Raw genomic sequence first — 25,542 nt, forward strand, 5'->3', positions numbered from 1 at the left:
ATGGCTAGTTCGGGTGACAAGGTTCTCGAAGCGCTGCGCGCGTCTCTCAAAGAGGTCGACCGGTTGCGGAGGGAGAACACCCAGCTCACCGGCGCGGCCAGGGAGCCGATCGCGATCATCGGGATGAGCTGCCGCTACCCGGGTGGGGTGGCGAGTCCGGAAGACCTGTGGCGTCTGGTCGCCTCCGGTACCGACGCGGTGGACACGTTCCCGACGGACCGCGGCTGGGACCTCGACGGGCTCTACCAGGCGGACGGCGCCAACGCGACGACCTTCGAGGGCGGTTTCGTCGACGGTGCCACCGACTTCGACGCCTCGTTCTTCGGGATCTCGCCGCGTGAGGCGCTTTCCATGGATCCGCAGCAGCGCCTCCTGCTCGAGGAGTCGTGGAAGGCACTGGAGCGGGCCGGAATCGCCCCGACCTCCCTCCACTCCACCCAGACCGGTGTCTTCGTCGGTGCCCAGAGCTCCGGATACGAGACCAGCCTGCGCCAGTCCGACGACAACGTCGACGGCTACTACGTCACCGGCACCGCCGGCAGCGTCGTATCCGGCCGCATCGCGTACTCGCTCGGCCTGCAAGGGCCCGCGGTGACCGTGGACACCGCGTGCTCGTCCTCGCTCGTGGCTCTTCACCTGGCTGTCCAAGCGCTGCGTCAGCGCGAGTGCACCCTCGCCCTGGCAGCCGGTGTGACCGTCATGAACAACCCCGGCGCATTCGCCGAGTTCAGCCAGCAGGGCGGCCTAGCCGGCGACGGCCGCTGCAAGTCGTTCGCAGCTGCCGCCGACGGCACGGGCTGGGCCGAGGGCGTGGGCGTGCTTCTCGTGGAGCGGCTGTCCGACGCGATTCGCAACGGGCACAACGTACTGGCGGTCGTACGGGGCTCCGCCGTGAATCAGGACGGCGCGTCCAACGGTTTGACTGCGCCCCACGGCCCCTCTCAGCGGCGCGTCATCCGAGCGGCCCTCGCGAATGCCGCCCTCTCACCCGCCCAGATCGACGCCGTCGAGGCCCACGGCACCGGCACCGTGCTGGGTGACCCCATCGAGGCCCAGGCCCTGGTCGAGACGTACGGCCAGGACCGGCCGCAGGACCGCCCGCTGCTGCTGGGTTCGATGAAGTCCAACTTCGGTCACGCACAAGCTGCTTCAGGTGTGGCCGGTGTGATCAAGATGGTCATGGCACTGCGCCACGCCTCGCTCCCGCAGACCCTGCATGTGGACGAGCCGACGCCCCACGTCGACTGGTCGGCGGGTGCGGTAAGACTGTTGACCGAGCCGGCGGACTGGCCGGAGACCGGGCAGCCGCGCCGGGCGGGGGTGTCGTCGTTCGGTGTGAGTGGCACCAACGCGCACATCATCGTCGAGCAGGCACCGGTGCGGGACAGCGCCGAAGGCGCCGACGAGGCCGTCCCCGGCTGGGTCCCGCCGGTCATCCCGTGGCTCGTCTCGGCGGCCGGCGCCCAGGCACTGCAGACACAGGCCCAAGCCTTGATCGCGCACGTGGAGACGGCGGACGCACCCTCGGGCGCGCTCGACATCGGATACTCCCTTGCCGTAGGCCGCGCTGCCCTCGAGCACCGGGCCGTGGTGCTCGCGGCCGGACGCGAAGGCCTTCTGGACGGCGTACGGGATCTTGCCGCTTCCGGCGACGGGGCGCGGGTGGTCCGTGGAACGACCGCACCCGGTGGTCTGGCGGTGTTGTTCTCGGGTCAGGGTGCGCAGCGGTCGGGTATGGGCCGTGAGCTGTACGAGGCGTATCCGGTGTTTGCGGATGCGTTTGATGCGGTGTGTGCGGAGCTGGACCGGCACTTGGACCAGCCGATCCGGGATGTGGTGTTCGAGGGTGGTGAGCTGCTGGATCAGACGCAGTTCACGCAGGCCGGGCTGTTCGCTCTCGAAGTTGCGCTGTTCCGTCTGGTCTCTGCGTGGGGTGTGAAGCCGGATTACCTGCTGGGTCATTCGATCGGTGAGTTGTCGGCCGCGCATGTTGCTGGGGTGTTGTCCCTTGAGGATGCGGCGAAGCTGGTGGCGGCGCGTGGTCGTCTGATGCAGGCGTTGCCGGCGGGTGGGGCGATGGTCTCGCTCCAGGCGACGGAGGACGAGGTCCTGCCGCTGCTGACGGACGGCGTGTCCATCGCAGCGCTCAACGGGCCCTCTGCGACGGTAGTTTCCGGTGATGAGGACGCGGTCCTCGCGATTGCCGCGCATTTCGAGGCGGAGGGTCGTAAGACCAAGCGGCTTCGGGTGAGCCACGCGTTCCACTCGCCTCGCATGGACGCGATGCTGGAAGAATTCAGTGCGATCGCCGACGGCCTCGACTTCCACGCACCCGGGATCGCCATCGTCTCGAACGTCACCGGAGCGATCGTTCCGTCGCGCGAGATATGCACCCCCGAGTACTGGGTGCGCCACGTCCGGCAGGCGGTCCGCTTCCTCGACGGGATACGTACCCTGCAGGACCAGGGCGTGACGGCGTTCCTGGAGCTGGGCCCGGACGGTGTCCTGTCGGCCATGGGACAGGACTGCCTCATCGCCGACGCGGAGAGCCGTGTCTTCGTTCCGGCCCTGCGCAAGGGGCGCCCCGAGGCGTCGGCCTGCGTCACGGCAACGGCCGAGCTCCACGTGCGCGGCCAGAACGTCGACTGGAACCGGTACTTCGCCGGCGCCGGGGCACGCCAGGTGCAGCTCCCCACCTACGCCTTCCAACGTGAGCGCTACTGGCCGCATGTCCCCATGAAGCTCGACAGCGGGACCGCCGTGGTGGGCAACACACCGGCGGAGGCGCAGTTCTGGGACGCCGTCGAGCGGGAGGATCTGGCTTCACTCGTCGACGCGATACGCCCCGAGGACACCGAAGCGCTGGCCGGCGCACTGCCCGCACTCTCCGCCTGGCGTCGGCAGAGCCTGGTCAACTCCACTGCCGGCGGCTGGCGTTACGGCATCACATGGAAGCCCTTCGCCCTGCCGGCAGCGGCTGAGCTGTCGGGCGACTGGCTTGTCGTCGTGCCTGCCGGACACATGGACAGCGCGCTTGTCGCCCGTACGGTCGAGGCACTGACCGCCCACGGCGCCAGGGTGATCCCCGTCGAGCTCGACGCCGCTGCTGCCGACCGCCTCTCGCTCGCCCAGCTGCTCGACGACGCCTGCGCGCAGGGCACTCAGCCGGCGGGCGTACTCTCCCTGCTGGCATTGGACGAACAGCCGTCCCCCGTCTATCCGGTCGTCACCGCCAGCATGACCGGGACACTGGCGCTCGTCCAGGCACTCGGAGACACGGGCATCGACGCCCCGCTGTGGCTGGCCACCCGTGGTGCCGTGTCCGTCGGTCGCTCCGACCCGCTGGCCAGCGCCGTCCAGGCCTCGCTGTGGGGACTCGGGCGAGTCGTCGGCCTGGAGTGCGCCCACCGCTGGGGCGGACTCCTGGACCTCCCGGAGACACTGGACGACCGTGCAGCCGCCCGGCTGATCGGCCTCCTCGCCGACGGCAACGAGGACCAGGCGGCGGTGCGACCCTCCGGGGCGTTCGTCCGCCGTCTCGTACGGGACACCCGTCCCGACCTCGTCGGACCTGTATGGACAGCGCAAGGTACCGCGCTGATCACCGGCGGAACCGGTGCACTGGGCGGTCACGTGGCCCGATGGCTCGCCCGTAACGGTGCCGAGCACCTCGTCCTCACCAGCCGCCGTGGCCCGAACGCCCCTGGCGCGGCCGAACTCGTCGCCGAACTGGAGGAGCTCGGCACCAAGGCCACCGTCGTAGCATGCGACGTGTCCGACCGCGCAGCCGTGGCCGCGCTGATCGAAGCGTGCGACGCCGCGGCGGCCGACTACCCGGGCGCTGCTCTCCGGACCGTCGTACACGCGGCAGGGGTCGCCACCGCCACCCTGCTGTCCGAAGCCACTGCCGAGACCCTCGCCGAGGAGATCTCCGCGAAGGTCGCGGGCGCCGTGCACCTGGACGAACTCCTCGAGGGCCATGACCTCGATGCCTTCGTCGTCTTCTCGTCCGTAGCCGGAGTCTGGGGCAGTGGGGGCCAGAGCGGTTACGCCACCGCCAACGCCCACCTCGACGCGCTGGCGCAGCGCCGCAGGACGCGGGGCCTTCCGGCGACCGCGGTTGCTTGGGGCGCCTGGGCGGGTGGCGGCATGGCCGACGGCGAAGAAGGCGAGCAGTTGCTCCGCCTGGGCATCCGGACCATGGCACCCGAGCCGGCGATCGCCGCCCTGCAGCAGGCACTCGACCGGGACGACACCCTGGTTACCGTCGCGGACATGGACTGGGCGCGGTTCGTACCGGTGTTCACCGCCGCCCGCAGCCGCCCTCTGATCAGTGAACTGGCCGAGGTACGGCAAGCGCTCGCGCAGTCCCCCGGTGCCGCGTCCTCTGCCACGGATGGCGACTCGCCCCTGTGGAACCGGATCGCGGGCCTGGCCCCGGCCGAGCGCACCGAAGCGCTGACCGACATGGTGCGGTCCTTGGCGGCCGGTGTCCTGGGGCACGCTTCGCCCGACGGTGTCGAGCCCGATCGTGCCTTCCGCGAGCTGGGCTTCGACTCGCTGACCGCCGTCGAGCTGCGCAACGCACTCGTCGCCGAGACCCGGCTGCAGCTGCCCACCACCATGGTCTTCGACCACCCGACGCCGACGGTCCTGGCACGCTTCCTCGCGGCCGAACTCTCCGCACAGTACGAAATGCCCGGGCTTTCGGGTACGCAGTCGAGGCTGTCGGCCACCGAGTTCCAGGCGCCGACGAAGGACGACGACCTCATAGCCATCGTCGGTATGAGCTGCCGCTACCCGGGAGAGGTTTCGAATCCCGATGACCTGTGGCGACTCCTCGTGTCCGGCACCGACGGCATCTCGGAATTCCCGACCGACCGTGGCTGGGACCTGGAAGGCATCTACGACCCCGACCCGGCGCATCCGGGCACCACGTACACCCGCCACGGCGGGTTCCTCCACGACGCCGGTGAGTTCGACGCCGGATTCTTCGGGATCTCGCCGCGTGAGGCGCTGGCGATGGACCCCCAGCAGCGACTGCTGCTGGAGGCGTCATGGGAGCTCTTCGAGGGTGCGGGCATCGACCCGACCTCGGTGCGCGGTGAGCAGATTGGCGTGTTCGCGGGAGCCTCCTCCTCCGGGTACGGCGTGGGAGTGGCTCAGGGCTCAGAAGGCAGTGAAGGGCATCTCCTCACAGGCACCGCGACGAGCGTGGTGTCCGGCCGCATCGCCTACATGCTGGGTCTGGAAGGCCCTGCCGTCACGGTCGACACCGCCTGCTCCTCGTCACTGGTCGCCCTGCACCTCGCGGCCCAGGCTCTCCGCCAGGGTGAATGCACCATGGCGCTCGCCGGCGGGGTCGCGCTTCTTGCCAGCCCGACCGCGTTCGTGGAGTTCTCCCGCCAGCGTGGCCTGTCGGCGGACGGCCGCTGCAAGCCGTTCGCGGAGGGAGCGGACGGTACGGGATGGGCCGAGGGTGTCGGCATGCTGCTCGTGGAGCGGCTGTCGGATGCTCGGCGTAACGGCCATGAGGTCCTGGCGGTGGTACGCGGGTCTGCGATCAACCAGGACGGTGCGTCGAACGGTCTGACCGCGCCGAACGGCCCCGCGCAGCAGCGGGTCATCCGGCAGGCCCTGACCAGCGCGGGCCTCTCGGCCGCCCAGATCGACGCCGTGGAGGCACACGGCACGGGTACCCGGCTCGGCGACCCGATCGAGGCACAGGCACTCCTTGCCACCTACGGTCAGGAGCGCCGGTCGGATGACCAGCCCCTGTGGCTCGGGTCGATCAAGTCGAACATCGGCCACGCGGCTGCCGCCGCCGGTGTCGGCGGGATCATCAAGATGGTGCTGGCGATGCGGCACGGTGTGCTGCCGCAGACGTTGCATGTGGATGAGCCGTCGTCGCATGTGGACTGGTCGGCGGGCTCGGTGGAGCTGCTGACGGAGTCGGTTGCGTGGCCGGAGACGGGTGAGCTGCGGCGGGCGGGTGTGTCGTCGTTCGGTATCAGTGGTACTAACGCGCACATCATTCTGGAGCAGGCTCCTGATGTGCAGAGGGTCGACAGGGCCGGCGCATCGGTGCCGGTGGTGCCGTGGGTGGTGTCGGCGAAGTCCGAGGCCGGGCTCTCGGCGCAGGTGGGGCGGGTCTCGGCGTTCGCCGGGGATCGGGATCCGGTGGATGTCGGGTTCTCGTTGGTGACGACGCGTGCGGTGATGAATCACCGTGCGGTGGTCGTCGGTGACCGGGTGGTTCGCGGGGCTGCCGTGTCCGGTGGTCTGGCGGTTTTGTTCTCGGGTCAGGGTGCGCAGCGGTCGGGTATGGGCCGTGAGCTGTACGAGGCGTATCCGGTGTTTGCGGATGCGTTTGATGCGGTGTGTGCGGAGCTGGACCGGCACTTGGACCAGCCGATCCGGGATGTGGTGTTCGAGGGTGGTGAACTGCTGGATCAGACGCAGTTCACCCAGGCCGGGCTGTTCGCTCTCGAAGTTGCGCTGTTCCGCCTGGTCTCTGCATGGGGCGTGAAGCCGGACTATCTGCTGGGTCATTCGATCGGTGAGTTGTCGGCCGCGCACGTCGCTGGGGTGTTGTCGCTGGAGGATGCGGCGAAGCTGGTGGCGGCGCGTGGTCGTCTGATGCAGGCGTTGCCGGCGGGTGGGGCGATGGTCTCGCTCCAGGCCGCCGAGGACGAGGTCCTGCCGGTGCTGACGGACGGCGTGTCCATCGCAGCGCTCAACGGGCCCTCGGCGACCGTGGTTTCCGGTGACGAAGCAGCTGTTCTCGCGATCGCCGCGCATTTCGAGGCGGAGGGCCGTAAGACCAAGCGGCTGCGGGTGAGCCATGCGTTCCACTCGCCTCGTGTGGACGCGATGCTGGACGATTTCCGCGCGGTGGCCGAAGGTCTTTCCTTCCACGCGCCTGGGATCGGGATCGTTTCGAACGTCACCGGTGAGGTCGTATCGGGCGACGAGGTTTGCTCGGCGGACTACTGGGTGCGTCATGTCCGTGACGCGGTCCGTTTCGTGGACGGGATGCGTGCGCTCCAGGACCAGGGCGTGGCCACATTCCTGGAGTTGGGTCCGGACGGTGTGCTGTCCGCGATGGGCCAGGACTGTGTCGAGGAGTCTGTGTTCGTCCCGGTTCTCCGCAAGGAGCGTGACGAGGCCCTGACGCTGGTGACCGCGCTTGCCGAGTTCCACGTACGCGGAGGGTCCGTCGACTGGGCGGCGTATTTCGCCGGCTCCGGGGCCTGTCGTGTCGACCTGCCGACGTATGCCTTCCAGCGTGAGCATTTTTGGCTGGCGTCTCTTCCGGCGGGTGCGGTTGACGGTTCGGGTCTGGGTGCGCGTGCGGTTGATCATCCTCTGCTGAGTGCGGAGGTGTCCCTTGCTGAGGGGGACGGGCTGGTGTTGACGGGGCGGTTGTCGCTTCAGTCGCACGGGTGGCTTGCGGATCATGTGGTTCTGGGTTCTGTGCTGTTGCCGGGTACGGCGTTCGTGGAGTTGGTGTTGTATGCGGGGGAGCGGGTTGGGTGTGGGTATCTGGAGGAGTTGACGCTGCAGGCGCCTTTGGTGATGCCTGAGCGTGGTGGTGTGTCGTTGCAGTTGTCGGTGGGTGGGCCTTCGGCGGATGGTCGTCGGGTGGTCGGGGTGCATTCACGGCCGGCTGAGGACGCCGACGGTGAGTGGACCAGGCATGCGACGGGTGTGCTGTCGGCGGTGGGCTCAGACACGGGTGAGCCGCTGGTGGAGTGGCCGCCGCGGGACGCAGTGGCAGTTGGTGTGGAGCGGTTCTACGAGGAACTGCTCGGGCTGGGGTACGGGTACGGTCCTGCCTTCCAGGGGCTTCGGGCTGTGTGGCGGCGCGGTGAACAGGTTTTCGCCGAGGTCGCGTTGCCGGAGGAGATCACCGGGGACGGATTCGGTGTGCATCCGGCCTTGCTGGACTCGGCCTTGCACGCGATGGGGCTGGTGGGCGACCGAGCCGAGGGCGGTGGAGGCACAGGCCTGCCGTTCGCGTGGTCGGGGGTCTCGCTTCATGCTGTGGGTGCGTCGGTTCTGAGGGTGCGGATCACGCCGGAGGGTTCCGGTGTGTCGTTGGTGCTGGCTGATGCGGCCGGTGGTCCGGTGGCGTCGGTGGACTCGCTGGTACTGAGGCCTGTTTCGGCTGAGCAGGTGCAGTCGTCGGGCGGGTTGCGCGATGCGTTGTTCCAGGTCGGCTGGGTCGAGCACGCGCTTGGTGCGGCGGATCCTGCTCTTGGCGTACGGCTGGTCACCGGTCTGGATGTGTTGGATGCGGTGCCGGGTGTGGTGGCGGTGTCGTTCGCGGAGTCGGAGTCGGAGTCGGGTTCTGGGTCCGGGGATGTGGTGTCCCGTGCGCACGAGGTGGCGGGGCGGGCGCTGGGGTTGGTGCAGGCGTGGCTGGCGGATGAGCGGTTCGCCGATGCCCGGTTGGTCGTGGTGACTTCGGGTGCGGTTGCTTGCGAGACGGGAGCGGTGCCGGATCCTGTCCAGGCTGCTGTGTGGGGTTTGGTGCGGTCGGCGCAGTCGGAGAACCCTGGCCGGTTCGTTCTGGCGGATGTCGACGAGGTCCGGGAGCCGGTCCTGTCGGCTGTGGTGGCTTCGGGTGAGCCGCAGGTCGCGGTGCGTGGAGGTGCGGCGTTCGTACCGAGGCTGGTGCGGGTGTCGGCCGGTATGGGTGGCGGTGCTCCTGAGGTCGGTGCGGGCACGGTGCTGGTGACGGGTGCCAGTGGTGCGCTGGGTGGTCTGGTGGCGCGTCATCTGGTGGTGGAGCGTGGTGTCCGGGATCTGTTGCTGGTGAGTCGTCGGGGTGCGGATGCTCCGGGGGCGGCCGACTTGGTTGCGGAGCTGGAGGGGTTGGGCGCGCGGGCTCGTTTCGTCGCGTGTGACGTCGCGGACCGTACGGCGCTGGCTGGGGTTCTGGCCGGTATTGCCCCGGAGTCTGCGTTGTCGGGTGTGGTGCACACGGCCGGTGTGCTGGATGACGGTGTGGTGTCGTCGCTGACGCAGGAGCGGTTGGCTGCGGTGTTGCGGCCGAAGGTCGATGCGGCGTGGCATCTGCATGAGCTGACGCGTGGCATGGATCTGTCGATGTTCACGCTGTTCTCCTCGGCTGCGGCGACGTTGGGGTCGTCGGGTCAGGCGAACTATGCGGCGGCGAACGCGTTCCTGGATGCCTTGGCCGAGGTCCGGCAGTCCGAGGGCTTGGCGGGTCTGTCGCTGGGCTGGGGCCCCTGGGCCGAGGGCGGGATGCTCGGGCGTCTCGACGCCGCCGACCTCCAGCGCATGGCCCGGGCCGGGCTGCCTGCACTCACTGCCGAGCAGGGTGTCGCCCTGTTCGATGCTGCAGAGACGACCGGGCGGGCTGCGGTCCTTCCGCTGCGGCTTGATCTCCCGGTCCTGCGCCAGGGCGCTGCCTCCAACGGTGTGGCACCTCTGCTGCGCGGCCTCGTACGCGTATCGGGACGCCGCGTCGCGAAGTCCGGAGCGGCTGAGTCGGTTCTTGCCAACCGCCTGCGCGGCATGGACGAGGCAGAACGCGTCCGGCACGTCCTGGACCTCGTGAGGGGTGAAGTCGCCCTCGTACTCGGGCACGCGTCCGGAGACTCGGTCACCTCCGGACAGGCGTTCAAGGAGCTGGGCTTCGACTCGCTGACTGCCGTCGAGCTTCGAAACCGTCTGAATGAGGTGACCGGCCTCCGCCTGCCGGCCACGCTGATATTCGACTACCCCACTCCGGAGTCGCTCGCCGAGTACATCCGCGACGAGCTCGTGGGTGGCCAGGACGAGCTGAGCCGGAATGTCGCGGCCCGCATGGACGCGCTGGACGACGATCCCATCGCGATCGTCGGCATGAGCTGCCGCTACCCGGGTGGAGTCCTCAGCCCGGAGGATCTGTGGCAGCTGACGATCGGTGGGGGCGACGGCGTCGCACCGTTCCCCACGGACCGGGGCTGGGACCTGAACGGCGTGTACGACCCCGACCCGGAGAACCGGACTGCCTCGTACACCGCCGAGGGCGGATTCCTTTACGACGCGGGGAAGTTCGACCCGGCGTTCTTCGGGATCTCTCCCCACGAGGCGTTGGCCATGGATCCCCAGCAGCGACTGCTGCTGGAGGCCACCTGGGAGGCGTTCGAGCGCGCGGGCATCGACCCGGGCACACTGCGCGGAAGCCGGACCGGTGTGTACGCCGGCATGATGTATCACGACTACGCGTCGCAGACCGCCTCCGTGCCGGAAGGCGTTGACGGGTTCCTGGGTATCGGCACCTCGGGCAGCGTCCTGTCGGGCCGGGTGGCGTACACCTTCGGTCTCGAGGGACCGACCATGACCATCGACACGGCGTGCTCGTCATCGCTGGTCGCCCTGCACCTGGCCGCTCAGGCCCTGCGCAAGGGCGAGTGCACCATGGCACTGGCCGGCGGTGTGACGGTGATGTCCACTCCAGGCGCGTTCATCGAGTTCAGCCGTCAGGGCGGTCTGGCTTCTGACGGCCGGTGCAAGTCGTTCTCTGCGAGCGCGGACGGGACCGGCTGGTCGGAGGGCGTGGGCATGCTCCTGGTGGAGCGGCTGTCCGACGCGCGGCGGAACGGCCATCCGGTGCTCGCTCTCGTGCGGGGTTCAGCGGTGAACCAGGACGGTGCGTCGAACGGCCTGACAGCCCCGAACGGGCCTTCGCAGCAGCGCGTCATCCGACAGGCGCTGGCCGCCTCCGGCTTGTCGGCTGCCCAGGTGGACGCGGTTGAGGCGCACGGTACGGGTACGACGCTGGGTGACCCGATCGAGGCGCAGGCCCTCCTGGCGACGTACGGGCAGGAGCGGCCGGAGGGGCAGCCGCTGTGGCTCGGGTCGTTGAAGTCGAACATCGGTCATACGCAGGCTGCCGCGGGCGTGGCCGGTGTGATCAAGATGGTGATGGCGATGCGGCACGGGGTGCTGCCGCAGACCCTGCACGTGGACGAGCCGACACCTCAGGTGGACTGGGAGTCCGGGGACGTCCAGTTGCTGACCGAGCCGCGGGAATGGCCGGAGACGGGCGAACCGCGCCGCGCCGGCGTGTCGTCCTTCGGTGTCAGCGGCACCAACGCGCACGTCATCCTGGAGCAGCCGTCCGAGACAGCGGTGGCGGAGGTGGCCGGCGCATCGGTGCCGGTGGTGCCGTGGGTGGTGTCGGCGAAGTCGGCCGAGGCGCTCGATGCGCAGGTGGAGCGGGTCTCGGCGTTCGCCGACGACCGGAATCCTCTGGATGTCGGGTTCTCGTTGGTGACGACGCGTGCGCGGTTGGAGCACCGTGCGGTGGTTGTGGGGGACCGGACGGTCGTGGGGTCGGTGGCCCCGGGGCGCACAGCGGTGTTGTTCTCGGGTCAGGGTGCGCAGCGGTCGGGTATGGGCCGTGAGCTGTACGAGTCCTATCCGGTGTTCGCGGATGCGTTTGATGCGGTGTGTGCGGAGCTGGACCGGCACTTGGACCAGCCGATCCGGGATCTGGTGTTCGAGGGTGGTGAACTGCTGGATCAGACGCAGTTCACGCAGGCTGGGCTGTTCGCGCTCGAAGTTGCGCTGTTCCGCCTGGTCTCTGCATGGGGCGTGAAGCCGGATTACCTTCTGGGTCATTCGATCGGTGAGCTGTCGGCCGCGCATGTCGCCGGGGTGTTGTCGCTTGAAGACGCCGCGGTGCTGGTGGCGGCGCGTGGCCGTCTGATGCAGGCGCTGCCGACGGGTGGGGCGATGGCCTCGCTCCAGGCGACGGAGGACGAGGTCCTGCCGCTGCTGACGGACGGCGTGTCCATCGCCGCGCTCAACGGCCCTTCCGCGACCGTGGTTTCCGGTGACGAGGACGCGGTCCTCGCGATCGCTGCTCATTTCGAGGCGGAGGGTCGTAAGACCAAGCGGCTGCGGGTGAGTCACGCGTTCCACTCGCCCCGCATGGACGCCATGCTGGACGATTTCCGCGCGGTGGCCGAAGGTCTTTCCTTCCACGCGCCCGAGATCGGGATCGTTTCGAACGTCACCGGTCAGGTCGTGTCGGACGATGAGGTTTGCTCGGCGGACTACTGGGTGCGTCATGTCCGTGACGCGGTCCGTTTCGTGGACGGGATGCGCGCGCTCCAAGGGCAGGGTGTGACCGTGTTCCTGGAGCTTGGCCCGGACGGTGTGCTGTCCGCGATGGGCCAGGACTGCGTCGAGGACTCCGCGTTCTTCCCGGTTCTCCGCAAGGACCGCGACGAGGCCCGGACACTGGTGACCGCGCTCGCCGAACTCCACGTACGGGGATCGGCGGTGGACTGGGTGGCGTACTTCGCCGGTACCGGTGCCCACCGCATCGACCTGCCCACCTACGCCTTCCAGCACGAGCACTACTGGCTTGCTTCGTCCTTCAGCGGGGCTGCGGATGCAAGGGCCCTCGGACAGAGCGCGGGTGAGCATCCGCTGCTGGGAGCCAAGGTCGTCGTGGCTCAGGCAGATGAGTACCTGTTCACGGGCAGACTGTCGGTCGAGTCGCACCCGTGGCTCGGTGACCACATGGTCATGGGCTCGGTGTTGCTGCCGGGTACAGCCTTCGTCGACCTGGCCCTGCACGTCGGTGAACAAGTCGGGCTCGACCTGCTGGGCGATCTCACGCTCGAGGCGCCCTTGGTTCTCCCCGATCACGGAGCGGTGGCCGTCCAGCTCACTCTGGGGGCTGCCGAGGACGACGGCAGCCGGGCGATCGCCGTTCACGGGCGGACCGCTGAAGACGCGGACGCGAAGTGGACACGGCATGCGTCCGGCACACTCTCCGCAGGCGGCGCGCCGACAGGTGAGCCGCTGGAGGAGTGGCCGCCGCACGATGCTGTCGCCCTCGATGCCGAGGGTCTGTACGAGAACCTGGCGGAGATCGGGTTCGGCTACGGTCCGACGTTCCAGGGGCTGCGGGCCGCCTGGCGCCGCGGCGGCGATGTATTCGCCGAGGTCGCCCTGCCGGAAGGAACTGATGCCGCAGGGTTCGGCGTCCACCCCGCACTGCTGGACGCGGCACTGCACACGATGGGTCTTGCCGCCGGGGACGGCGGAGACACGGCCGGAGAAGCTCGGCTGCCGTTCGCGTGGAGCGGGGTGTCGGTGTCCGCCGTGGGGGCGACTGTCCTGCGGGTGCGGATCACGACCGCCGGTTCGGGTATCTCCCTGGCGCTCGCGGACAGCGCGGGCGCCCCGGTTGCCTTCGTCGAGTCGCTCGCTCTGCGGGCGATCTCGCCGGACCAGCTCACGGCTGCCGCCGACGCCGCGACACGCGATGCGCTGTTCCAGGTGGACTGGACAGGCCACGACGTGGAGGAGGAGCGGGTCGAGGCCCGCTGGGCGGCGCTGGGCGACGCGATCGGCGTACCCGGACTTCGGTACGCCGACCTGACCGCGCTCACCGCTGCGGCCGACGCCGGCGAGTCGTTGCCGGGTGTGGTGGCGGTGTCGTTCGCGGAGTCGGAGTCGGGTTCGGGGGCCGTGGATGTGGTGTCCCGTACGCACGAAGTGGCGGAGCGGGCACTGGGGTTGTTGCAGGAGTGGTCGGCAGATGAGCGGTTCGCCGATACGCGCTTGGTCGTGGTGACTTCGGGCGCCGTTGCCTGCGAGACGGGGGCTGCGCCGAATCCTGTCCAGGCTGCTGTGTGGGGTTTGGTGCGGTCGGCGCAGTCGGAGAACCCTGGCCGGTTCGTTCTGGCGGATGTCGACGGGGCGGAGGCGTCGTGGGCGGTTTTGTCGGCTGTGGTGGCTTCGGGTGAGCCGCAGGTCGCGGTGCGTGGAGGTGCGGCGTTCGTACCGAGGCTGGTGCGGGTGTCGGCCGGTACGGGTGGCGGTGCTCCGGTGGTCGGTGCGGGCACGGTGCTGGTGACGGGTGCCAGTGGTGCGCTGGGTGGTCTGGTGGCGCGTCATCTGGTGGTGGAGCGTGGTGTCCGGGATCTGTTGCTGGTGAGTCGTCGGGGTGCGGATGCTCCGGGGGCGGCCGACTTGGTTGCGGAGCTGGAGGAGTTGGGAGCGCGGGCTCGTTTCGTCGCGTGTGACGTCGCGGATCGCGATGCGCTGGCCCAGGTTCTGGCCGGCCTAGGGGCCGAGAACCCGCTCATCGGCGTGGTGCACACGGCCGGTGTGCTGGACGACGGTGTCGTGTCCTCGCTGACGCCGGAGCGGCTGGCTGCGGTGTTGCGGCCGAAGGTCGATGCGGCGTGGCATCTGCATGAGCTGACGCGTGGCATGGATCTGTCGATGTTCACGCTGTTCTCCTCCGCTGCCGGTGTGTTCGGTGGTGCAGGTCAGGCGAACTACGCGGCGGCGAACGCGTTCCTGGACGCTTTGGCCGAGGTCCGGCGGGCGGAAGGGCTGGCGGGGCAGTCGCTGGCCTGGGGGCCCTGGGCGGAAAGTGGGATGCTCGGGCGCCTCGACGACGCCGACACCCAGCGCATGGCCCGCTCCGGTGTGCCGCCGCTGTCGGTGGACGAGGGCCTGGCACTGCTCGACGCCGCTGCGGGACTCGACCGCGCAGCCGTGGTTCCGGTACGGCTCGATCTCCCTGTGTGGCGCAAGCGGGCTGCGGCCGAAGGCGTGCCGCCTCTATTCCGGGCACTCGTACGCGTGCCCGGCCGCCGCACCGCGAAGTCCGGTGAGTCCGAGTCGGGCTTCGCCGCACGGCTGAAGGGGCTGGCGGAGGAAGAGCGGACTCGTCTCGTCGACGGCTTGGTGCGCACCCAGGTCGCGGCGGTCCTTGGGTACGCGTCGAGCGAGTCGATCAAGTCCAGGCATGCTTTCAAGGAACTGGGCTTCGACTCCCTGACAGCCGTCGAGCTCCGAAACCGGCTCAACGCGGCGACCGGGCTGCGGCTGCCCGCGACCCTGGTCTTCGACTACCCCACTCCTGCCGTGCTCGCCGAATTCCTGTTGGACGAGGCACGGGGGACTGAACCCGAAGCGGCAGCGATCAAGGGAGTGGCGGGCTTCGCGGACGACGAACCCATCGCGATCGTCGGCATGAGCTGCCGCTACCCGGGCGGGGTCACCGCTCCGGAGGACCTGTGGCGCCTCGTCTCCATGGCAGGGGAAGGGATCTCCGGATTCCCGACCGACCGCGGTTGGAGCCTGGACGGCATGTACGAATCCGATGCCGGCCGGGAGGGCAAGTCGAGGACCATCGAAGGTGGATTCCTTTACGACGCAGGCCAGTTCGACCCCGGCTTCTTCGGGATCTCGCCGCGTGAGGCGCTGGCGATGGATCCGCAGCAGCGGCTGCTCCTGGAAACCTCCTGGGAAGCCATCGAGCGGGCCGGTATCGACCCCGACTCACTGCGCGGCACCCGTACGGGCGTGTTCGCGGGCCTGATGTACCACGACTACGCCGCCCGCCTGGGCGCTGTGCCCCAAGACGTCGGCGCCTTCCTGGGAACAGGCAACTCGGGCAGTGTGGCGTCGGGCCGGGTGTCGTACACGTTGGGTCTTGAGGGTCCGGCGGTGACGGTGGATACGGCGTGTTCGTCGTCGTTGGTGGCGTTGCACTGGGCGATTCAGGCGTTGCGGTCGGGTGAGTGTTCGATGGCGCTGGCCGGCGGTGTGACGGTGATGGCGACGCCTGGGACGTTCGTGGAGTTCTCCCGGCAGCGTGGTCTGGCGGCGGATGGCCGGTGCAAGGCGTTCGCTGATGCGGCGGACGGTACGGGGTGGTCCGAGGGTGTGGGGATGCTCCTGGTGGAGCGTCTGTCGGATGCGCGGCGTAACGGCCACGAGGTGCTGGCTGTGGTGCGGGGCAGTGCGGTGAATCAGGACGGTGCGTCGAACGGTCTGACGGCGCCGAACGGTCCTTCGCAGCAGCGGGTGATTCGTCAGGCGTTGGCGAACGCGGGTCTGTCGGCTTCGCAGGTGGATGCGGTGGAGGCGCACGGTACGGGTACGAAGCTGGGTGACCCGATCGAGGCGCAGGCGTTGCTGGCGACGTACGGGCAGGAGCGGGCGGAGGAGCGTCCGTTGTGGCTCGGGTCGATCAAGTCGAACATCGGGCACACCCAGGCTGCCGCGGGTGTGGCCGGGATCATCAAGATGGTGCAGGCCATGCGGCACGGTGTGCTGCCGCAGACGCTGCACGTGGACGAACCGTCGTCCCAGGTGGACTGGTCGGCAGGGTCAGTTGAACTCCTGACCGAATCGGTGGCCTGGCCGGAGACCGGCGACGTGCGTCGGGCGGCTGTCTCGTCGTTCGGTATCAGCGGCACCAACGCACACGTCATCCTCGAGCAGGCGCCCGTTGACGCCGGCGTCGCGACGCAGGCGGACGAGGTCTCACCGCTGGGCGGGGCAGTGCTGCCGTTCGTGCTCTCCGGGAAGTCGGAGGGTGCGCTGCGGGACCAGGCCGCGCGCCTGAGCGGGATGATGGCAGCCGGCGCAGGGGTCACGCCTGGCGGGATCGGCCTGTCGCTGGCGACGGGCCGGTCGCGGTTCGAGCACCGTGCGGTGATCGTCGCCGCGGACTCGGACGAGCTCCGGGCTGGACTGAGTGCGTTGGCAGGGGAGCGCCCCGGGCCGGGTGTGGTGCGGGGTGCCGCAGCGGATGTGACGCGTCCGGTGTTTGTGTTCCCTGGTCAGGGTTCGCAGTGGGCGGGTATGGCTGCGGGTCTGCTGGAGTCCTCGGATGTGTTCGCGGAGCGGATCCGGGAGTGTGCGGCGGCGTTGTCCGTGCACACGGACTGGTCGTTGCTGGGTGTGTTGCGTGGGGAGCCGGGTGCGCCTGGGTTGGACCGGGTTGATGTGGTGCAGCCGGTGCTGTGGGCGGTGATGGTGTCCTTGGCCGAGGTGTGGCGGGCGGCTGGCGTGGTGCCTGCGGCCGTGATGGGTCATTCCCAGGGTGAGATCGCTGCGGCGTGTGTGGCTGGTGGGCTGTCCCTGGAGGACGGCGCGCGGGTCGTGGCGTTGCGCAGCCGGGCGATCCTGGAGCTGTCGGGTCCGGGCGGCATGATGTCCGTCGCGGAGCCGGCCGGTCAGGTGGGCGAGCGGCTTGCCCGGTGGGAGGGGCGTCTCTCCGTCGCGGCGGTGAACGGCCCGTCCTCGGTGGTCGTCTCCGGCGACGCTGACGCGCTGGACGAATTGCGGGAGGCATGCAAGGCCGACGGTGTGCGCTGCAAGCGCATCGATGTGGACTACGCGTCGCACAGTGCGCATGTGGAGCGTATCCACGGCCGGCTGCTGGAGGTGCTGGCGGATCTGTCCCCGCGTTCCTCGCAGGTGCCGTTGTACTCGACGGTGACCGGGGAACTCCTGGACACGGCGGGTATGGACGCCGAGTACTGGTACACCAATCTGCGCCGGACGGTTCTCCTGGAGGACACGACCCGGGTTCTGCTGGATGCCGGGCACAGTGTGTTCGTCGAGGTCAGCCCGCACCCGGTGCTGGCCGTCGGCCTGGAGGAGACGTTCGAGGCCGCCGGCAGCGACGCGGTGGCGCTCGGGACGCTGCGCCGTGACGAGGACGAAGCCCGCCGCTTCACCACCTCCCTCGCCGAAGCACATGTGCACGGGGTCGCCCTCGACTGGAAGGCCCTGTTCGCCGGCTCGGGAGCTCAGCACGTCGACCTGCCGACCTATGCCTTCCAGCATCAGCGCTACTGGCTGAACCCGTCTGCCGGGAACGGCGCCGTGGACGTGTCCTCGGCCGGACTGAAATCCCTCGACCACGCCATGCTGTCCAGTGCGATGGGCTTGGCCGGCACCGACGGTGTGGTGATGACGGGCAGGGTCTCGGTCGAGACTCACCCCTGGCTCGCCGACCACGCTGTATGGGGTTCGGTCCTGCTGCCGGGCACAGCCTTCGTCGAACTCGCTCTGCAAGCCGCCGATCAGGTCGCCTGCGACCTCGTGGAAGAGCTCACGATCGAGGCGCCCCTTGTCATCGCCGGTCAGGACGCGATCGTCATCCAGGTCGCAGTGGCCGCAGCGGACCTGACGGGCCGGCATGCGATCACGGTGTACTCCCGTCCCGCCGATGCCTCGGACGAAGCCTGGACGCGGCACGCCAGCGGCACACTCGCGGCCGGCGCATCGGCTACGGACGGGCTGAGTGAGTGGCCACCCGCGGGAGCGCAAGCTGTCGCGGTGGACACGCTCTATGCATCGCTCGCCGATGCGGGGTACGAGTACGGTCCCCTGTTCCAGGGGCTGCGGGCCGCATGGCGACAGGGAGACGACGTATACGCGGAAGTCGCCCTGCCGGACGACGCCGAGGTCGACGGCTTCGGGCTGCACCCAGCCCTTCTGGACGCGGCCCTGCACGCGATGGGCCTCGCAACCGAAACCGCCACCGACACCGACACGGACGGGACGGCGGGAGTGGTAGGCCTGCCGTTCGCCTGGACCGGAGTGTCCCTTTCCGCAGTGGGAGCGCAGCTCCTGCGGGTTCGCGTCCGCCGCGAGAAGTCGGGAGCGTCGCTGCTGCTGGCCGACGGAGCCGGATCGCACGTGGCCTCGGTGGAATCGATCGCGCTTCGCCCGATCTCACCGGAGCAACTGCGCGGAAGCGGCCACGCCCACGCCGACTCGTTGTTCCGCGTGGAATGGTCCGCGAAGCCGGTCAGCACTCAGAACACGGAGGGCACCTGGGCCGTTGTCGGGGGAGCGGAATTCCTCCCCGGCACGGAGCGGTACGAGGATCTCGCCTCCGTGGACGAGGTTCCGGATGTGGTGGCGGTGTCGTTCGCGGGTTCCGGCTCCGGGGACGTGGTGTCTCGTACACATGAAATCGCGCGGCAGGCCATGGAGTTGGTGCAGGGGTGGCTGGCGGACGAGCGGTTCGCCGATGCGCGGCTGGTGGTGGTGACCCAGGGCGCCGTGTTCTGTGACTCGCCCGATCCCGTACAGGCTGCCGTGTGGGGTCTGGTGCGGACGGCCGAGTCGGAGAACCCTGGGCGGTTCGTCCTGGTGGACGCCGACGAGACGCAGGAGCCGGTTCTGCAGGCTGTGGTGGCTTCGGGTGAGCCGCAGGCTGCCGTGCGCGCGGGAGAGGTGTTCGTTCCGAGGCTGGCACGGGTGGCCTTGCCTGCCGAGCCGCAGGCCGCATTCGCCGAGCAGCCCGCATTCGCCGAACCGTCCGGCACCGTGCTGGTGACGGGCGCCAGCGGTGTGCTGGGCGGGGTGGTGGCACGTCACCTGGCCGCCGAGCACGGCGTACGGCACCTGCTCCTGCTGAGCCGTCGAGGTGCGGACGCTCCAGGGACGGCTGAGCTCCGGGCCGAACTGGCCGAATCGGGGGCAGAAGCACGCTTCGCGGCCTGTGACGTCGCGGATCGCGATGCGCTGGCCCAGGTCCTGGCCGGCCTAGGGGCCGAGAACCCGCTCATCGGCGTGGTGCACACCGCCGGTGTGCTGGACGACGGCGTGGTGTCCTCGCTGACGCCGGAGCGGCTGGCAGCGGTGATGCGGCCGAAGGTCGACGCAGCCTGGAACCTTCATGAACTGACGCGTGACATGGATCTGTCGATGTTCACGCTGTTCTCCTCCGCCGCCGGTGTGTTCGGTGGTGCCGGTCAGGCGAACTACGCTGCGGCAAACGCGTTCCTGGACGCCTTGGCCGAGGTCCGGCGGGCGGAAGGCCTCGCGGGGCAGTCGCTGGCATGGGGGCTGTGGGCCCAGGCGAGCGCGATGACTGGGCAGCTGGACAGCGGTGATCTTCGGCGTATGGCCCGGGGTGGTCTGACGCCGTTGTCCTCGGAGCAGGGGCTCGAGCTCTTCGACCTGGCCGGCGGCTTGGCCGACGAGGCCGTGCTTGTGCCGATCCGGGTCGACATGGCTGCCTTGCGGGTACGTCCGGAGATGACTCCGCTGATGCTGCGGGGGCTGGTCCGGGTGCCGAACCGGCGGCAGGCCGATGTCGGTACCGATCGCTCCGCATCCTTCGGGCGCACCCTCCTCGCCCTCCCCGTGGCGGAGCAGCACCAGCTGGTGCAGGATCTGGTGAGGGCCCAGGCGGCTGCCGTGCTCGGGCACGACTCCGGCGAGGCGGTACAGCCTGAGCGGGCGTTCACCGAGCTGGGCTTCGACTCCCTCACCGCAGTCGAACTCCGTAACCGCATGAGCGCGGCCACAGGGCTGCGCCTGCCGGCCACGCTCGTGTTCGACTACCCGACGCCGCTCGCGATGGCCGACTACGTACGGACCGAGATCGCCGGCGTGCAGGAGGAAGCCGCCACCAGCCGTCCCGCCCTGACCGGCAACGGCGCCGGCTCCGGTGACGACCCGGTCGTCATCGTGGGCATGAGCTGCCGGTTCCCGGGAGGCGCGGAGTCGCCCGGCAAGCTGTGGGAGCTGGTGGCCGGTGGCAACGAGGGAATCACCGGCCTGCCCACGGACCGGAACTGGGACGTGGAAGGGCTCTACGACCCGGACCCGGACAACCCCGGCACCTCCTTCACCCGTGAAGGCGGATTCCTGCACGATGCGGCGGAGTTCGACCCGGGCTTCTTCGGGATCTCGCCGCGTGAGGCACTGGCCATGGACCCCCAGCAGCGGCTGCTGCTGGAAGGCTCCTGGGAGGCCATCGAGTCCGCGGGCATCGATCCGGCGTCGCTGCGCGGTACGAGCACCGGCGTCTTCGCAGGGTTGATGTACCACGACTACGTGGCTCAGCTCGCCACCGTTCCGGAAGGCGTCGAGGGGTACCTCGCCACCGGCACCTCCGGCAGCGTCGTCTCCGGCCGTGTCTCCTACACGCTCGGACTCGAAGGACCTGCCGTAACGGTCGACACCGCTTGCTCGTCCTCCCTGGTGGCCCTGCACCTCGCTGCGCAGGCCCTGCGGTCGGGCGAGTGCTCGATGGCACTGGCCGGCGGCGCGAGTGTGATGGCCACGCCGGGGAGCTTCATCGAGTTCAGCCGTCAGCGTGGACTGGCCGCCGACGGCCGGTGCAAGTCGTTCGCCGCGGGCGCCGACGGCACCGGCTGGGGCGAGGGCGTGGGCATGCTGCTGCTGGAGCGTCTGTCGGATGCGCGGCGGAACGGGCACGAGGTGCTGGCGGTGGTGCGGGGCAGTGCGGTGAACCAGGACGGTGCGTCGAACGGTCTCACGGCGCCGAACGGTCCTTCGCAGCAGCGGGTCATCCGCCAGGCGCTGGCCAATGCCGGACTGTCCCCGGCGCAGGTGGACGCGGTGGAGGCGCACGGTACGGGCACGACGTTGGGTGACCCGATCGAGGCGCAGGCGCTGCTGGCGACGTACGGGCAGGGGCGGTCGGAAGGACAGCCCCTGTGGCTCGGGTCGATCAAGTCGAACATCGGTCACACCCAGGCAGCCGCCGGTGTGGCCGGGGTCATCAAGATGGTGATGGCGATGCGGCACGGGACGCTGCCGCGCACCCTCCACGTCGACGCGCCCACGCCTCAGGTGGACTGGGCGGCGGGTTCGGTGGAGCTGCTGACGGAGTCGGTGGCCTGGCCGGAGACGGGTGAAGCGCGCCGGGCGGGTGTGTCGTCGTTCGGAATCAGCGGAACCAACGCCCATGTGATCGTCGAGCACACCCCGGCTGCCGAGGAGCGCCACGAGCCTTCGGTGTCGTTGCCGGTGGTGCCGTGGGTGGTGTCGGCGAAGTCCGAGGCCGGTCTGTCGGCGCAGGTGGCGCGGCTCTCCGAATTCGCCACGGATCAAGAACCGGTGGATGTCGGGTTCTCGTTGGTGACGACGCGTGCGGCCATGAACCACCGCGCGGTGGTCGTCGGTGACCGGACGGTCAGGGGTGCGGTCTCGCCAGGCCGGTCGGCGGTTTTGTTCTCGGGTCAGGGTGCGCAGCGGTCGGGTATGGGCCGTGAGCTCTATGAGTCCTATCCGGTGTTTGCGGATGCGTTTGATGCGGTGTGTGCGGAGCTGGACCGGCACTTGGACCGTCCGGTCCGGGGTGTGGTGTTCGGTGGTGGTGAGCTGCTGGATCAGACGCAGTTCACGCAGGCTGGGCTGTTCGCTCTCGAAGTGGCGTTGTTCCGCCTGGTTTCTGCGTGGGGTGTGAAGCCGGATTACCTGCTGGGTCATTCGATCGGCGAGCTGTCGGCTGCACACGTCGCTGGGGTGTTGTCGCTGGAGGATGCGGCGAAGCTGGTGGCGGCGCGTGGTCGTCTGATGCAGGCGTTGCCGGCGGGTGGGGCGATGGTCTCGCTCCAGGCGACGGAGGCGGAAGTCCTGCCGCTGCTGACCGAGCACGTGTCCATCGCCGCGCTCAACGGGCCCTCGGCCACGGTGGTTTCCGGTGACGAGGATGCCGTCCTGGCGATTGCCGCGCATTTCGAGGCGGAGGGTCGTAAGACCAAGCGGCTGCGGGTCAGCCATGCGTTCCACTCGCCCCGTATGGACGCGATGCTTGATGACTTCCGGACAGTCGCGGAATCCCTGACCTTCCACCGGCCTGAGATCGGGATGGTCTCGAACGTCACCGGTCAGGTGGTGTCGGCGGACGAGATCTGCACTTCCGAGTACTGGGTGCGTCATGTCCGTCAGGCGGTTCGCTTCGTGGACGGGATGCGTGCGCTCCAGGAGCAGGGTGTGACCGTGTTCCTGGAGCTGGGTCCGGACGGTGTGCTGTCCGCGATGGGCCAGGACTGCGTCGAGGACTCCGCGTTCGTCCCGGTTCTCCGCAAGGACCGCGACGAGGCGCAGACACTGGTGACCGCGCTCGCCGAGCTCCACGTACGGGGAGCGGCGGTGGACTGGGCGGCGTACTTCGCCGGCACTGGTGCCCGCCGCATCGACCTGCCGACGTACGCCTTCCAACGCGAGCGCTTCTGGCCCGAGGGCGGGGCGCCCCTCATGGGTGGCAAGGGAGCCCCGGATGCCTCGTCCCTCGACGCGAAGTTCTGGGACGCTGTGGAACAGGAAGATGCCGCAGCGCTCGGGGCGGCCCTGGGGTCAGCCGAGCTGGAACCGATCGAGGCGATGCTGCCCGCGCTTTCGTCGTGGCGTCGGCAGAGCCGCAACCTGTCCACGGTCGATGCCTGGCGCTACCGCGCCACCTGGCAGTCCGTCTCCGCGGTTCCGCGTACGGAGCTGACTGGCACCTGGCTGGTGCTCACGCCCGAAGCGGGCCGCGCGGCGCATCCCGTCGTCGACGGGATCAGCGCACACGGCGCCGACGTCATCCACCTTCCGCTCGTCGATACCGTCGGCCGGGACGAGCTGGCCGGAATACTCGCCGGATACCCCGGTCTCGCCGGAGTGGTAGCCCTGCCGGCAGCGGACGTCGATCCGGCCTCCGGAGTGGTGGGCGCAGGGGTCCTGAGGGCCCTGACCCTCGTCCAGGCCTTGGGTGACGCGGGCAGGACGGTACCGCTGTGGTGCCTGACCCGCGGTGCGGTGTCGGTGGGCAGGTCGGACGGGATCGTCAGCCCCGTTCAGGCGCAGGTCTGGGGGCTGGGACGGGTGGCAGCACTCGAACACCCCCAGCACTGGGGCGGGTTGATCGACCTGCCCGAGGTGCTGGACGAGCGTGCTGTGGGACGTGTCTGCGCGGCGCTCGCGGGCATCGACGACGAGGACCAGATCGCGGTCCGGGCGTCGGGCGTGTATGTACGACGCCTCATTCGTGCACCCGGTACCGGGCAGGGATCCGCATGGTCGCCGCGCGGGACCGTACTTGTCACCGGCGGAACGGGAGTACTGGGGGCTCACGTGGCCCGCTGGGCAGCCCGCAACGGTGCCGAGCGGCTGGTGCTCACCAGCCGACGGGGCATGGACGCCCCGGGTGCGGCGGAGCTGCGGGAGGAACTGGTCTCGCTCGGAGCGGCTGTCACCGTCGCATCGTGCGACGTCACCGACCGTGCCGCACTCACCGAACTGGCAGACGGCCTCAGGGCCGCCGGCTCACCGGTAAGGGCAGTGCTGCACACGGCCGGAGAGGCTGCGTCGCATCCGCTTGCCGAACTGGACGCCTCCGGCCTGGAAGCCGTACTGCACGCCAAGGTCACCGGGGCGACGAACCTGGACGCGGTGTTCACGGACGACGGCGACGAGGGGCCGCTTGACGCCTTCGTCCTCTTCTCGTCGATCGCGGGAGTGTGGGGCAGCGGAGGCCAGGCCGCCTATGCGGCGGCCAACGCACACCTCGACGCCCTGGCGCTCAGCCGTCGCGCACGCGGTCGGGCCGCCACCTCGGTCGCCTGGGGGCCGTGGGCCGAGGGCGGCATGGCGCAGGGTGAGGCCGAGGCCCACCTGCTCCGACGCGGACTGCCGGCCATGGCACCGGAGCGAGCTGTCGCGGCTCTGCAGCAGGCGCTGTCCGAGGGCGACTCCCTCATCGCGGTGGCCGATGTCGACTGGGCGCGTTTCGCCCCGGCGTACACCGCGCTCCGCCCGAGCAGGCTGTTGGCGGGGGTCGCCGAAGTACGCAAGCTGGAGGAGTCGGCGTCGACGGCGGTCGGTGACGGTACGTCAGCTCTGCGGGACCGGCTGACGGCGGCCACGGGCGGGGAGAGGACCAGGGCCCTGCTGGAGCTCGTACGCAAGCAGGCCGCGGTCGTGCTGGCGCACCCGAGTGCCGAGTCGGTCACGGCGGCGAGTACGTTCCGTGAGCTGGGCTTCGACTCGCTGACCGCTGTCGAGCTCCGTAACACCCTTGCCCGGGAGACCGGGCTGACGCTCCCCGCCACCATGGTGTTCGACTACCCGACGCCGACGGTCCTTGCCGACCATCTGCGTACCGAGCTGTTCGGCGGCGAACTCCAGCAGTCCGACGCCTTCGCGGCCGTGGCAGTGGCGGACCACGACGATCCCATCGTGATCGTCGGTATGAGCTGCCGGTTCCCCGGGGGCGTCCGCTCGCCGGAAGAACTGTGGGAGCTGCTTGCCGCAGGCGCCGACGGGGTGTCCGCGTTCCCGGTCAACCGAGGCTGGGACCTGGACTCGCTGTACGACCCGGACCCGGACCACCCCGGTACGTCGTACGTGTCGGAGGGCGGATTCCTCCATGACGTCGGGGACTTCGACCCCGGCTTCTTCGGGATCTCTCCCCGCGAGGCCACCGCGATGGACCCGCAGCAGCGGCTGCTGCTCGAGACGTCGTGGGAGGCGTTCGAACGGGCAGGAATCGACCCGGCCTCCTTGCGTGGAAGCCGTACCGGCGTGTTCACCGGTACGAACGGCCAGGACTACTCGGCGCTGCTGTTCATGTCGGCTCAGAACGCCGAGGGCCACATGGGGACCGGCAACGGTGCCAGTGCCGTGTCGGGCCGGCTCTCGTACACCTTCGGGCTCGAGGGCCCGGCGGTGACGGTGGACACGGCGTGCTCGTCGTCGCTCGTCGCGCTGCACCTGGCGATTCAGGCGCTGCGGGCGGGGGAGTGCTCACTGGCCCTGGCCGGTGGCGTCACGGTGATGTCGACGCCCGGGGCGTTCATCGAGTTCTCCCGTCAGCGCGGTCTGGCCGAGGACGGCCGGTGCAAGGCGTTCGCCGACGCGGCGGACGGTACGGGCTGGGGCGAAGGTGTCGGAATGCTGCTGGTGGAGCGGCTGTCGGACGCGCGGCGAAACGGTCACGAG

General features: G+C 69.6%; 1 protein-coding gene (running past one end of the window). It reads left to right on the plus strand.

Annotated elements, in window-relative coordinates; all coding sequences use genetic code 11:
• On the plus strand, window positions 1-25,542 hold the 5' portion of the coding sequence (locus HED23_RS14585; RefSeq protein ID WP_203187481.1) for a type I polyketide synthase. Its footprint extends 3,987 nt past the window's final position; only the first 25,542 of its 29,529 coding nucleotides appear in the window; it begins with the start codon at window positions 1-3; the stop codon falls past the right edge of the window.

Origin of the sequence: Streptomyces pratensis (assembly GCF_016804005.1) — a bacterium.
Classification (GTDB): domain Bacteria; phylum Actinomycetota; class Actinomycetes; order Streptomycetales; family Streptomycetaceae; genus Streptomyces; species Streptomyces pratensis_A.